Raw genomic sequence first — 13,518 nt, forward strand, 5'->3', positions numbered from 1 at the left:
CTTTTTATTATACTTCTTTTAGAACTTGGTGTAAAGATACTGAACAGGCTCTTATGTGATAGAATAGCAAGTCCCATCAGTTAAAAAGATACCACCTGTACCACGATACTATAAAAACACTACTTCAAAACAATGCCACTTATGCCGTGATGGCATAGGTGGTATTATTTATTATTCTAATCGGAAAAATGCGATGTAATGATGTTCGTATTCCCCAACAGAAAAAGTTTTTACAGAATTCGTTTTTTGTTTCTTTTTTTTGGATTTGTGATACAAAACCTCAGAAAAGCTTTTACTCCATTATTTTTGACCGTTGAAAAATGAAGTCAAGTCATCTTAACGCTCGGTTTAACGCTCGCGTCGAGCGTTAAATCAGATTCTAAAAATATTTTGAAAATCCGTGCTTTTTTTCAAATGAAAAGAAAAAAAGTTCCGCTTAACACTTGTTTTTAACGCTCGGTTGTGCTATAATAAATGTAATTTAACGCTTACCGAGCGTAAAAGGAGTGTTAAAATGAACATCGGGTTTCGAGAGAATATGACCATTGAGTTCAAAAGTGATTTGAAAAAATTATCAGATGATGTGATAATCGAAAGCGTAGTTGCTTTTGCCAATACTAATGGTGGTAAATTTTTTCTTGGTGTAGAAGATAACGGCGATATTACAGGATTACATCCATATCATAAGGATCCTTCCAAGTTAGCAGCATTTATCGCCAATAAGACGATTCCGCCTGTTGCAGTTCAGACGGAACTGATTGATGCAGAGGATAAAAAATATTTGATCATAACAGTTCCGAAGTATTCTGCTATTGTTGCTGCTTCAAATGGAAAAGTCTTGAGAAGACGCATAAAATCAGATGGTGAACCGGAAAATATACCGATGTACCCATACGAAATGAATTCACGTCTTTCTTCTTTGTGTATGCTAGACTATTCTGCTCAGCCTGTTCCTGAGGCGGTATATTCAGATTTAGATCCAGTAGAACGAGAACATCTTCGTAATATTATACGAAATTATCATGGTGAGAAAAATTTGCTTGATCTTGACGATACAGAACTAGATCTTGCGCTTCGTTTGGCAATAGAGCAAAACGGTGTCTTTGTTCCTACCTATTGCGGTATGTTACTGATAGGGCGCAGGGAACGACTTTCAACACTTGTTCCGACTGCTGAAGCAGCATTTCAAGAATTGCAGGGAACAGATGTGGTTGTAAATGAATCATTTGTACTGCCTATATTAACGGCTTTTGAGAAAATAGAATCGTATATGGATGCCAGAAATCGTACAGAAGAAATGGAAGAAGGGCTGTTTCGCATTTCCATTCCGTATTTTGATAAGAGAGCATTTCGTGAGGCGCTTGTAAATGCTTTTTGCCATCGGGATTATACGATGTTAGGACGCGTTCGTATTTTATTGGATGATGATGGCTTGACAATTAGCAATCCAGGTGGATTTATTGAGGGTGTGACAATTGAAAATTTATTGACAGCCGAACCACACGGAAGAAATCCTGCACTTGCTGATGCATTAAAGCGAATTGGTCTTGCAGAACGTACTGGACGAGGTGTTGATCGTATTTTTGAAGGATCACTTTCTTATGGAAAATCATTGCCCGATTATTCAGAATCCAATACGAATCGGGTGAATCTGTTTATTCCAAAAAGTTTGCCGGATAAGGCGTTTATCAAAATGATTGCAGAAGAACAAAGCAAAATCGGCAGACCACTGTCTATCAATGCATTACTGATATTAAATGCTCTAAAATCCAATCGAAGACTGCAACTTGGGGAACTTGCACATATGATCCATATCAATGAGTATAAGGTGCGTACTACTGTTGAAAAATTAGTGGAATCTGGACTTGTGGAAGCAGATGGAAGTGGAAACAACAGAGCCTATATTCTAAGTGCATTACTTTATAAGAATGCAAACAATGTGATTGGATATGTGCGGCAAACAGGCATTGACCGGATTCGTTATCCGGAGCTTGTTTTAAAGTTTGCAAAAAGTAATCAAGGCAAAGTGACCAGAAAAGACGTTATGCAGCTTTTGCATCTAAACGAAGGTCAGGCATATCGTCTGCTTGTTAAGATGACGGAAGAGGGAATGCTGTCTCTTATCGGGATGGGGAAATTTGCTTATTATAAAACGAAGTGAAAGTGTCAGTTAGCTGTATTGTCTAAGAGCATTCGTCGAACTGTATCACTTTTGATACTGTCACAAGTTGAGGACAGAGAGTTCAAATTTCATAAGCAGGGGAAAAAGCATATCACTTTTCTCACCAGTCGCTGATAGATATCGAAAGCTGTTCATTTAAAGGTTTTCCATGTTGTGTGGAAACACTTTTCAAGGAACAACAGAAAGAGTACATCATTTTGTAATTGTATTGCGCAGTCGGTATCTGCGTCGTCATTTCGTCGGCGAAAGCAGCATATGAAACTGAAAAATGATTGTAATACATGAGACTTTTGAATTATGTCAGAACTGCTCATAACCCGAAGGTCGTCAGTTCAAATCTGGCTCCCGCAACCATATTTGTACTCTAATTTTGATACAAAAATTAGAGTACATTTTTATGCCCGAAAGTCCGTAATTGCGGAATAAAGAAACGATAGCTTGACAGCCACCAAATTCAGACAGAAAAATTTGTGCAGTTTTTTCAATTCTGAAACGATAGGGTAAAGCTATCGTTTTTTTATTGCCGTTTGGGTGCACTAACTGAGAAGCGTAAAATCAGCCCCACCAGGCAACCAGACAACTCCAGTCTGGCAGCCCAGTGGGGCGCATTTTATACTGTAATCTCCACATCATTCTGAAATCTAAAAACCAACTTTCCATCTTCCAGAACCGTCACACTCTGAATCAAAATTTTCCACGCTCTCTCGTTGAAAAATGAAATATCCAGCTTACCACCGGCAACTTCACTGATCATATCCTTTAGAAATTCTCTTCGGGAAAGTCGTTTCTCTTTCTGCTTCTGGAGATGCAGCATTTGTTTTTTCATTTTGTTTCGTTCTGCATCAAGAATGTTGTATTTCTCCGTATACTCGTCAAGTTTTATGGGATTTCTCATATTTTCCGTTATCAGCGCACGGATTTTCTGCTCATTCTGAAAAAGCTGTTCCTGAATCTCCGACATTTCCGAATCAATGGCGGAGCAGTCGGAAAGCAGCTCTATAACTCGTTGACAGGACTCAATAAACAAATCCCAATTCTCCATGACCTTTTCGCAGGCAGTCAGGAATCTTTTCTTGATGTCATCCTCATATAAATGGGGCGTGGTGCATTTTTCGCTGTTCTGAAATTTATGATTGCACTGCCAGATGGTTCTCTGGTATTTACTGCCCGAATGCCATACCTTTGCACCATAAAATCCGCCGCAGCAGGAGCATATGATTTTGGAGGAAAACGGACTGCTGCCACTGTATTCTCTTCCTGCTGATTTTCTCCGGATCATTTCAGCCTGTACCAGTTCAAATTCCTCTGGAGGAATAATGGCAGGATGGCTGTCCTCCACAAAATACTGGGGGACTTCACCCTCATTGACCTTACGCTTTTTCGTGAGAAAGTCTACTGTAAATTTCTTTTGCAGCAGTGCAGAACCTTTGTATTTTTCATTGGTCAGGATGCTCTGAACAGTGCTGGCATACCATTTCTGTTTTCCACTGGGAGAGGGAATGCTTTGTTTCATCAGTTGTTTTGCAATTTTTCCGGTTGTCATACCCTGCATAAACCATCGGTAAATGTCACGGACAATTTTTGCTTCTTCCGGTACAATTTCCGGTAAACCATCTTCACCTTTTCTGTATCCCAGAAAACTGGCATAGGGGAGTGATACTTTGCCGTCAGCCATGCGTTTACGCTGTCCCCATGTGACGTTCTCAGAAATAGAGCGGGATTCCTCCTGTGCCAGACTGGACATGATCGTGATGAGAAGTTCACCTTTGCTGTCCAGTGTATAAATGTTCTCTTTCTCGAAATATACCTCTACATTTTTCTCTTTCAGCTTTCGGACAGTGGTCAGAGAATCTACAGTATTTCTTGCGAATCGGGAAACCGACTTTGTTACGATCAGATCAATTCTTCCGTCCAGTGCATCTGCAACCATACGATTGAATCCGTCACGATGCTTGGTATTGGTTGCTGAAATGCCCTCATCGGTATACACGGAAACAAATTCCCAGTCGCTGCGCCCCTGTATGTATTTTGTGTAATAATCCACCTGTGCCTCATAAGATGTCTGCTGTTCTTCGGAGTCTGTAGAAACTCTCGCATAGGCGGCAACCCGACGTCTGTGTGTGGCCATTTCCGGCAGATGTGTCTCAGGATTAAACCTTGCTGGGATTTTGGTTACGGTCGGCATTTTCTTGCATCCTCCTTTGCTTTTTGTCGCATTTCTTCTGTCCAGCTTTCGGAGCGGGAACGATCTTTCCAGTGTGTTGAAATTGTATGTCCGTCATGAAAAAGGAAAATCAGCTCATTCGGCTTTGGAACAAGGATTTGATCAATTTGCTGCTCCAATATATCGGCATCAAATTCTTGTATTCCAAGTATTTTACAACAAAGGTCAGTTAACGTATTTTCCGGGATTTGCTTTGCTGTAGGGCAGTATTTCTTACCCTTTGTGTTGTATGTAGCACAGATCCAGACAATACCAGTAGGCGTTTTCTTTCTACGGTATTTTTTTCCACAGCAACTGCACTGAATCTTTCCTGTAAAAGGATATGACGCAACGGTGGATTGCGGAGCAGTGAACTGCTCATGCTGCTTTTTCATATGTTCCTGAACTGCGTCAAAAATGTGCTGCTCAATGATTGCAGGATGGCTGCCTTCTACGAAATACTGCGGCAGCTGACCGTTATTTATAATTTTTCGCTTGGTAATGTGATTCTCCCGGAATGACTTTTGCAGCAGCATATTTCCGGCATACTTTTCATTTTTCAAGGTTCGTCGAATGTCCTCAGTTGTCCACTCACAGCCGTTGACTGTTTTTATGCCGATTTCATTCAGCTTGTTGGCAATCGCTTGTTTTCCCATGCCGGAGAGATAGTCTGAAAAAATCATCCGAACAGTTTCCGCTTCCTTTGGTACAATTTCCAGACTACCGCTTTTTGTTCTGCGATACCCCAGCATCCGGATGCTGCAAATTTTCCCTTGTTCAAAATCTCTGCGAATTCGCCATTTCTGATTCTCGCTGGCAGAGTAACTTTCTTCTTGGGCATAGCTTGCCAAAATAGAAAGCATCAGTTCACCGTCTGCACTCATAGAGTGGATATGCTGCTCTTCAAAATATACGTCTACGCCAATGTCTTTCAATTCTCGGACGGTTTCCAGAAGTGTGACTGTATTTCTAGCAAAACGGCTAATGGATTTTGTGATGATGAGATCAATATTCCCGGCTCTGCATTCCGCAAGCATCTTCTGAAAATTCTCACGGTTGTCCTTTGTTCCGGTCAGAGCTTCATCGGCATAAATGCCGCAGAACAGCCAGTCCGGATTGCTCTGGATCAGCTGATTGTAATAGCTGACCTGCGCTGAAAGGGAATGGAGCATGGCGTCCTTTCCACTTGAAACACGGGCATAGGCAGCGGTACGTTTCAGCCTGATTTCCTTTGGCTGGTCAAAAACTACCTGTTGTACAATTCGTTCCATAGAAGTTTCATCTCCCTTAGATTTGTCGGAAAATAGGGGCTTTCCGCACTACCATATTCCCGTAAAGCAGGCGAAAAGTCAAGCAGAAAGCCGGAAAATACTATCCGAAGATAAGCCGTATTTTTTGTGCATCTTTGTATCAATTTTAGCGTACTCAGCTTTGGTGATGATGCCGTCATTCATCAGGTCGTGAACCCATCCCATGATAGTCTGATACTGCAAGAGATTCTGAAATTTTTCTTTTTCCATAAGCAGCCTCCTTGGATTTGCCGTAACATTTTCGGGAACAATATTTCTGGTTGGAACTTGCATAAGCAGAGAATGGTTTGCCACAGACCGGGCAGAGAAATGTCTGTTCTGATTTTCGCTCTATCTGTGAAGAATGGAGATTCCACCATTTCATACGGCAAGCATCGGAGCAGAATTTCTTTGCTTTTCGATGCGGTATTTGTTCTACGATACCACCGCAAAAAAGGCAAGAGGAAACGGTGAGACTCACTGGTTCAGTGGACGATTTTTTTCTGCCTCCAAGACCGTGTCGCTTGCAGTAGGAAGAAACGCTTTCTTTACGCAGATTCAGCATTTCAGCAATTTTTCCGTAGCTGAACCCACGTTCACGGAGATGTGTAATATTTGTTTTGTCTGCGTTGGTCATAATGTCCTCCATAAAAAGGAAAGGCTGCCGAACCGACAGCCTTTTGTCATATATCCGATTTGTTTACCCAGCCGGTAACATAGGAACCAACAGGCGTTTTGCCGCAGTACTCAGACTTTGTAGTAATACGCATTCTGTTGTTTACTGACTGTCCATCATAGAGATAGTATGTTCCGGATTTCTTTGTACCGGTTTTGGCAGTGCTGGACGAATACAAGGTAACATTGTTCAGCGTGACTTTTGTGCCTTTGGCATATGACTTCACAACAGAATATGCCACCTTACCCGAATTGTCAAAAACACTGTAACCTGCCTTACACGCCTTTTTCGCATTCTCCAAAGAGGCATATGCACCAATTTGACTTTTTGCATCATCCCATGTTTTGCGGACACGATAAAGCTGTGTTGTTGCAGGTGCAGAAGAACCGGAGTTCATGTAGGACTGCACCTTTTTCTTAAACTCCGCCCAATGCGGCAGAATGTACAGTGGACACATCTTGTAAGAATTTTTCGCTGTATTGAGATAATCCACAGTACCAGACTTCCCATCACGGACATTCAGCCAGTGCGTGTGGGTGTAAAGGTGGTTGATGTCAAGATTGTACTTTTTCAGCAATGCTGCTGCCAGTCTTGCACAGTTGTCCTCTGACTTTTTGTCTTTGTCATTGTATGCGGAAGACATAATACACTCAATCGCAATGGTTCTGCGGTTGCCGTTACCACTTCCGTCAGCGGCGTGCCAGCCGCCAAGCGTTAAAGGGAGATTCTGCCACGCACAGGTGTTGTCAACGTAATAGTGAACTCTAACATCATTCATATTACCGTTGACCGTTGCTCTGGTGTATTGTTCGGCAGGAGTCGTCCCCGCAACTGTTGTAATCCAATCGGTGTTGTGAACAGTAATACCAATAATTTTGCCCTCCATAGATACAGAGGGCATATCAATATGATTTGGATTTTGGTTTGTGAGCAAATACTCGTTGACGGTTACACCGCCGAGGGTTGTTGTTTTATCAGGTTTTAAGATAGCCATATTATTCGTCCTCCTTGTCGTTTTTCTCTTCTATTCTGCCGACCTTAGTTTGCAGAACATCGATTGCTTTTTTGATTGCGGGCGGAAAAGGAACTCCCATAAGTGATGTATTTTCTACAATAGACAGCAGCTCATTCAAGCAAAAGCTAATGCAGACGGCATCACGAATGTAAGTTGTACCGAGCAGAATATCCATTCTCACTGCAACAGCAATAAGGAGCAAGGTGCAGACCTTTTTTGCAAGTCCAAACCAGCCCGCTTTTGAGGATAAACCTCCGCTGTCAGTGTGCTTTGATTTGCCCATAGCTGCAGTGACCACACCTGTAAAGAAGTCCACCCCCATAAATACAATAAGAGTAACAAGTGCAGAATCCCAGCCGCCAAGCAGTGTGGTGATGAAGCCACCAACAATGCCTGCAATCATACAGATCCATTCTTTCATAAAAATCACCCTTTCATAAATTTGATTGATCTTATCATCGGATGAGAGTTATCCGATGTGCCTTTAAAGGCAAGATAATATTCTCCATCCGGTACATTTTCCAGTGACTGCATCACGGAAATATATGTATCGGAATAAAGCCATTTGAATGATAACTCCACTGCATTGCCTGCCTGTATTTCTTCATAGATATACTGAGCAAGTTCTAAGCCTGTCTTATCTGTTTTCTTCACCAGATAAAACTCAGCTTCTTGTGATGCCCCTACTGTATAACTGAGAATCAAATGCATGGAAGAAGTCAGAACAACTGGTGTCAGACAGAGAACAAATACTGTTCCAGCCCAGCTGAAATCGGTCTGGTTAAAGTAAAGCGCATAGTCATTATCGACACAGCAGAAATGCGGATAGCTTTCCGCAAAGCCTGCAAGTGAACGATAACCGTCATTGTAATAAGTGTATATATTTTCGCCGTAATTGGTCAGTGCATCTGCACTTGCTTCAAACAAAACAGTATAGCTAACGGAGATTGAGTTCTTGATGAGATTCTCCAGATAAACAGCATTTTCCTCAAGCTTTTGCAATTCATCTTTGGTGGCGTAATTGGACAGGTCAACTTCCGATGCATCCTTTCCCGGTTGTCCGTCTGCGCCATCTTTTCCGTCAGCACCTTTCAGAGAGGTAAGCCATTCTGTTTCTGTTCCAGTAAATCCATGCTCTACCGCAATTATGTATGCAGATTTGCCGTCTGTTCCGTCAGTACCGTCTTTTCCGTCAACTCCATCTCTGCCATCTTTACCTTGCAAACTTTCAAGCCATTCAGATTCTGTTCCGATAAAACCATTTGCAACAGCAATTTCATAGGCGGATTTTCCATCTATTCCGTTGACTCCGTCATGACCATCTGCACCATTCTGACCATCAATGCCGTCTTGCCCTGGTGCACCGTCGGCACCATCTTTGCCGTTGATACCGTCTTTACCATCAATACCTTTCAAGCTTTCCAACCACTCTGTTTCAGTTCCAACAAATCCATTCTCCACTGCGATTTCATACGCTGATTTTCCGTCTTTTCCTTTCTCACTTATTTTCTTCAAGAGCTGTGTGTACAAATCCGGTGTTGGAGGAATTGGGCTGTTGTCATCATCTCCCACAAATCCGGATTGACGGATATTCAACGTGACAGGAACAGTCGTTGCACGTAGTCCCTCCGTATTCTCGGCATCATAACCGAACACCGACATTTTCACCACACCTGCATGAAGCTCCGCAGGCAGTAAGCAAGATAAGCCGTCCGTTCCGAGTACTCTGTTGTAAGTTTCATCGCACTGCGTAAACTGTACCACCTTGTGGAACTTCTTCCAATCGCCATCAAAAGTGAACTTCAGCGTGACAAATGCAATCTGGTCGGATGCGATGATTTCTCGCTCCAGTATTTCAATTTTCTGCTGTCTGACTAAAAATTTCAGCATCAGTCATTCACCTCATTCCATGTCTTGGATGAACTGTCATAATCAAAATGTCCGTCTGTACACTGGATTTTGGATAGTCCGGAAAGGCTGACATCCATGCCGGAAAGTCCGTCCCAGTTACTGCCTTTTATAATGCTGTCCCACTGACTTGTAGTACCGTAAAAACTGATACTTTCAAGACTGCTGCAGTAAGTAAAGGCGCATTCACCAATGCTCTTTACCTTTGCCGATATGGTCAAGGTCTTCAGATTCGTACAGCCGGTAAACATAAATGCTCCGAGCAATGTCCCATTTATATGTGCTTCTGTCAGATTCAAGCAGTCACGGCAAAGATATTTGCCGATTGCAGTCATACTTTCAGGAATAGTGATAGATGTAATCGCCGTACCCCAGAAAGCACTGCCACCAAGTGTGATCACCTTGTCCGGGATAACGATGTTCGTCAATCCATGCACATATCCGATGCGGTCATCGCCTTGCATAAAGGCACTGTCTGCAATAGATGTCAGACTGTTCGGCAGTGTAACAGATGTCAAATTGATTGCGTCCATAAACGCATCCTCTCCAAGATGCGTAATGCCGGAGGAAACAACAAGGGTTTTGATGGTTTCATTATCTCTGAATGGAGAATGATTGTCTGAATTATAATCATACATAGCACCTGTGCCACGCAAAAGTAATTTTCCGTTGGAGTAAAGTACATAGTAGATATCTCCACCGCACTGTCCGGTTGCTGCAATATCACCTGTAAGGTCATCGACTTTTGTTTGCAGCAAGTCCACAGTATACTGTAAGTCGGAAATCTGCTTGTTATAAGCGGCAAGAAGGGTGTCTATCTGTTCCATTTTCAGCAGCATTTCTGAGACACGACATTTTCCAAGAATACATTTCACATAGCCACACTTGCTCTCATCACTGCGATAATCTTTGACATTGGACTGGGAAATGCTTGTGATACCGCCGTTCAAACGGACTGACGCAAGTGTCAGATAGGTCTTTGTATCTGTATTTTCAAAAACAGGAACAGACGGAGAAGTTGCTGCCGTGCCGGACTTCACTTCCAGCTTGCAGGCACGAACAGAATCACTCACATCACAACTGATGCCTATGGTCACATAACGGCTCAGAGATTCATCAACATACTGCCGCAGATCAAGGGTATACGCCATGTCGTTGATGAAATAATGACCGTCAATCCATGCCTTTCCTGTGCCGATAACAACGGATAAATTACCACTTGCGGTCACTGAAAAGTTATCTCCGTATGTATCAAGAATACCATTGCAGATCAGACTGGACAGGTAGCTTGTGAAATCTTCTGCGGTATACACCCTGTCCAGATTCTTTGCATTGAAAAATCCATATGAAAATGCCATAAAATCATACTCCTTTGAATGTTGGTGTTAAACTTCGACCATTCTGGTCAAAACTTTCGATCATGCCAATCAGCTGTATTTTCGGCTGAATCAAGCCAAAACGTTTATGCTCCACTGTTACATAATCGCCGACAAAGTAATCCTTGTTGTACTGATACTGGGTGGAAAATGCGGCAATAGTGGATTCAGATGCCGTCTCCGGAGAAACCATATTTTCTGCACCGGATTCTTTTAATAGCTCCAGATATTCTGCATCGCTGACTTCTTCATCTTGTGACAAATCCCTCTTGTCCACATACACTTCATAGCGGTCAAGATAGGTTGGCTCTGAACCGGAATAATATGTTGTCCGCTTTCTTGCACTCCCTTCACCACTGCCGAAAATATATGCGAAATTCTTCTGAACGGAAGAATCCGCAGCATAGGAAAATGAAAGCAGATTGTTGTATGAATCAGAGAAAACGATATGTGGATTTTCAGACTGAAGAATACTTCTATCCGTTCCTTCAAACAAATCGCATTTCAGCATATTGCCGTCTATGCGGATATTTATTGATCCGCCAATGGTTTCACAGATGGTGTACAGCCATTCCATCAGATTATCGTAGCTGACCTGCAGTCTTGTTTTGCCCTGCCAACACATACCGCTGATTGTTCCCATAGAAAGGCCCGGAATATTACGAACTCCGGCAGAAATGGCATTCCGTGATAACACACCCCGAACAACATTCTCGTAGGTGTTGTTCGCTGAAAAGGACGGATAAATAATTCTTCGCTCCAGCAGGCAAGTGAGAAATCTGCCCGAAACAGTAAGGTAATCGCCGTCTTCAGAATCAGTTTCAATTTTCACCGATTCAATAATACCGAAATGCTCACTATCATCATCACGTCCTACAATTCTGCCCAACTGAAAAACCTCAACGTTCTGTGGATTGGCAGCAATGTACACTTCAAATGAACCGCATTGGTAAAATTCCACGTCCCATAGCAGAGAAGAAAAACTGTCGCAGACTGCCATAAGCTCAACGGAAATCTGCTTTTCGTTTGCTGATAAGCCGTAAATTTCAATCTGCATTTTTTACACCCCCAAAAACGCATTTCTGTGCATCAGCGTGACTTTCAGATTTTTCACACCACGCACTGCCTGCACATGAAATGTATTTTTGCCCTCACGCAGAGAAAGCCATGTAGAACCGGATACCAGTCGGTTGATGATATTGCTGTCCACACCGTTACGGGTGAGGATGACTGTTTTATTTCCTGTTTTAGTTGTAATCGTGATGACATCTCCTTTCAGGATTTCGCCTTTGATTTGCAGATATTCTCCGGTATCAGCATTGTAAATTGTGGGTGTAACTGCCGCAATTTCCGGCACAGTTTCATCAGCAGAGGCTTCTATGCGGATTGTGAATCCTGTTTCATCGCCGTCATTCTGTATGATGATGTTATCTGTGATACTGTAAATGCCCAGAGGAAAAGGAGTATCACTTTCCGGAAAGGGAAAATGAAATGCTCCAGTCACTTGGCTATAGTAGGCATAGACAGCAGAAGTGCTGTACCAATATGGGTCAGGGCAGATAATGCTGATTTGTCCACTTGTGAAGGTATCGAAGTTGCTGATCTCACAGGTTTCCACATAGCCCTCGGTGTAGACATCTATTCCGGCAGTCTTGTAGAAAACCTTGATATATCGGGACGGCTTGACTACACGATACAGCAGATGTCTACGTTTTTCAATATCAATCCCACGCATCTGAAAGGAGATAACCACATTTCTTTTTTCGATAAAGGCATTGTTGAGATATGAGCCATCCATTCCTGCATAAGTGGAGGTGCTGATTGTTCCGGCAGGAGGATTCAAGCCGTCAATTTTTGAGGTCATGTATTGGTTGGCGGTGGCGGTAAGGTTTAGCTGTTCGCCGGATTGGTTTTCTAAAATCAGGGTATAAAACATGGGATGCACCCCTTTACATTTTGTGTTTGATGATGTATAATAGAGACAACAGAGACGTAGGTTCTCTACGCAAAATCGGAATTTGTGAGGTGATATAATGAATAAAATTAAGCTGACTGCACTTCCTTGTATATGTGCAGATGTTTTTTACGGTACTGAAATAATCAGACCGGGAGGAGAAGCATTGAATTTTGCTGCTCATGCCTCGCACTTTAAGGATATAGATGTTACGCTTCTTGGTGTTGTCGGAAAAGATAAATATGCAGAAGCGATAATGGATTCAATATCAAAGCTTGATATTGATAAAAACCATATACGCATTGATGAAAGGTATCAGACTGCAAATAATATGACTTACCTTACAGAATCGGGCGATAGGTATTATAAAGATGATTCATGGAACGGAAAAATTCTCGATAACATCGTACTGAATGATAATGAAATCAAAATCTTATCAAGGTCCGATGTAGTCTTTGTCCATTTCTGGGCTTCGTGTTTTTCGCAAGTAGTTGAACTGAAGGAAACTCTTGGCTTTAAGCTTGCGGTAGATTTTGATATATATAGAGATTTTGCAGATATGGAACGATTTGCTCCGCATGTTGATTTCTTTATGATAAGCGGCTCGGAAGAACTCCTGCCGAAGTTCAAAGAATTATCGAATAAATACCGTTGCCTGTTCAACGTGTCACTTGCAGAACGTGGAAGCGTTACATACTTTAATGGACAGGAATTCAAAGTGCAAGCTGTGAAAGTTGAACGCATAATTGACACGACCGGTTGTGGTGACAGCTATCACGCCGGATTTGTCTGCTCATATATGCTCGAAAATAATATTGAAAAGGCTATGAATGTCGGTTCCGAAATTGCAGCAGAAACCTTAAAACATTACGGTGGATTCTGAATAATCAGAAACACAACTTCTGATTTACCGAG

Annotated in this window: 11 protein-coding genes; 2 read left to right on the forward strand and 9 right to left on the reverse strand. The window is 42.2% G+C overall.

Going from position 1 to position 13,518, the window contains the following annotated elements; translation table 11 throughout:
- Positions 1-514: 514 nt before the first annotated feature.
- On the forward strand, positions 515-2,161 hold the full coding sequence (locus tag QZ375_RS09615) for an RNA-binding domain-containing protein (protein ID WP_295218384.1): 1,647 nt from the start codon (positions 515-517) through the stop codon (positions 2,159-2,161).
- A gap of 631 nt (positions 2,162-2,792) precedes the next feature.
- On the opposite strand, the gene QZ375_RS09620 is transcribed toward QZ375_RS09615, so the two are convergent.
- From QZ375_RS09620 to QZ375_RS09660, 9 genes are all read right to left on the reverse strand, one after another.
- Positions 2,793-4,367 (reverse strand): recombinase family protein, encoded by a 1,575-nt coding sequence (locus tag QZ375_RS09620; protein ID WP_295218386.1) that lies wholly within the window; start codon positions 4,365-4,367, stop codon positions 2,793-2,795.
- Positions 4,355-5,656, reverse strand: a complete 1,302-nt coding sequence (locus QZ375_RS09625) for a recombinase family protein (protein ID WP_295218387.1) — start codon at positions 5,654-5,656, stop codon at positions 4,355-4,357. Before QZ375_RS09625 ends, QZ375_RS09620 begins: the two co-directional genes overlap by 13 nt.
- Before the next feature lie 78 nt (positions 5,657-5,734).
- Positions 5,735-5,905: an SHOCT domain-containing protein gene (locus QZ375_RS09630; RefSeq protein WP_295218388.1), complete on the reverse strand. Its 171-nt coding sequence runs from the start codon at positions 5,903-5,905 to the stop codon at positions 5,735-5,737.
- Between the two features lie 452 nt (positions 5,906-6,357).
- Positions 6,358-7,344, reverse strand: coding sequence for a peptidoglycan recognition family protein (locus QZ375_RS09635; protein WP_295218390.1), 987 nt, complete (start codon positions 7,342-7,344; stop codon positions 6,358-6,360).
- A gap of 1 nt (position 7,345) precedes the next feature.
- Positions 7,346-7,786 carry a phage holin family protein gene (locus QZ375_RS09640; RefSeq protein WP_295218392.1) on the reverse strand — a complete coding sequence of 147 codons (441 nt, stop codon included), beginning with the start codon at positions 7,784-7,786 and terminating at the stop codon, positions 7,346-7,348.
- 5 nt (positions 7,787-7,791) lie between these two features.
- Complete coding sequence (locus QZ375_RS09645; protein WP_295218394.1) at positions 7,792-9,255, reverse strand: hypothetical protein; 1,464 nt, start codon at positions 9,253-9,255, stop codon at positions 7,792-7,794.
- On the reverse strand, positions 9,255-10,631 hold the full coding sequence (locus tag QZ375_RS09650) for a leucine-rich repeat domain-containing protein (RefSeq protein WP_295218396.1): 1,377 nt from the start codon (positions 10,629-10,631) through the stop codon (positions 9,255-9,257). Before QZ375_RS09650 ends, QZ375_RS09645 begins: the two co-directional genes overlap by 1 nt.
- Before the next feature lie 4 nt (positions 10,632-10,635).
- Positions 10,636-11,706, reverse strand: coding sequence for a siphovirus ReqiPepy6 Gp37-like family protein (locus QZ375_RS09655; RefSeq protein WP_295218398.1), 1,071 nt, complete (start codon positions 11,704-11,706; stop codon positions 10,636-10,638).
- A gap of 3 nt (positions 11,707-11,709) precedes the next feature.
- The gene (locus QZ375_RS09660) at positions 11,710-12,585 is read right to left on the reverse strand and encodes a phage tail domain-containing protein (RefSeq protein ID WP_295218400.1); all 876 of its coding nucleotides are present in this window, start codon (positions 12,583-12,585) and stop codon (positions 11,710-11,712) included.
- 97 nt (positions 12,586-12,682) lie between these two features.
- Here QZ375_RS09660 and QZ375_RS09665 point away from each other — a divergent pair, with 97 nt between their 5' ends.
- Positions 12,683-13,486, forward strand: coding sequence for a PfkB family carbohydrate kinase (locus tag QZ375_RS09665; protein WP_295218402.1), 804 nt, complete (start codon positions 12,683-12,685; stop codon positions 13,484-13,486).
- The last annotated feature ends 32 nt before the right edge of the window (positions 13,487-13,518 follow it).

Origin of the sequence: Ruminococcus sp. (genome assembly GCF_019417665.1) — a bacterium.
Lineage (GTDB): Bacteria > Bacillota > Clostridia > Oscillospirales > Ruminococcaceae > Ruminococcus_C.

What these genes read in the sequence shown, in the direction of transcription:
- QZ375_RS09615 (WP_295218384.1), top strand. Translation starts at nt 515, where the DNA reads ATGAACATCGGGTTTCGAGAGAATATGACCATTGAGTTCAAAAGTGAT.
- QZ375_RS09620 (WP_295218386.1), bottom strand. Translation starts at nt 4,367, where the DNA reads ATGCCGACCGTAACCAAAATCCCAGCAAGGTTTAATCCTGAGACACAT.
- QZ375_RS09625 (WP_295218387.1), bottom strand. Translation starts at nt 5,656, where the DNA reads ATGGAACGAATTGTACAACAGGTAGTTTTTGACCAGCCAAAGGAAATC.
- QZ375_RS09630 (WP_295218388.1), bottom strand. Translation starts at nt 5,905, where the DNA reads ATGGAAAAAGAAAAATTTCAGAATCTCTTGCAGTATCAGACTATCATG.
- QZ375_RS09635 (WP_295218390.1), bottom strand. Translation starts at nt 7,344, where the DNA reads ATGGCTATCTTAAAACCTGATAAAACAACAACCCTCGGCGGTGTAACC.
- QZ375_RS09640 (WP_295218392.1), bottom strand. Translation starts at nt 7,786, where the DNA reads ATGAAAGAATGGATCTGTATGATTGCAGGCATTGTTGGTGGCTTCATC.
- QZ375_RS09645 (WP_295218394.1), bottom strand. Translation starts at nt 9,255, where the DNA reads ATGCTGAAATTTTTAGTCAGACAGCAGAAAATTGAAATACTGGAGCGA.
- QZ375_RS09650 (WP_295218396.1), bottom strand. Translation starts at nt 10,631, where the DNA reads ATGGCATTTTCATATGGATTTTTCAATGCAAAGAATCTGGACAGGGTG.
- QZ375_RS09655 (WP_295218398.1), bottom strand. Translation starts at nt 11,706, where the DNA reads ATGCAGATTGAAATTTACGGCTTATCAGCAAACGAAAAGCAGATTTCC.
- QZ375_RS09660 (WP_295218400.1), bottom strand. Translation starts at nt 12,585, where the DNA reads ATGTTTTATACCCTGATTTTAGAAAACCAATCCGGCGAACAGCTAAAC.
- QZ375_RS09665 (WP_295218402.1), top strand. Translation starts at nt 12,683, where the DNA reads ATGAATAAAATTAAGCTGACTGCACTTCCTTGTATATGTGCAGATGTT.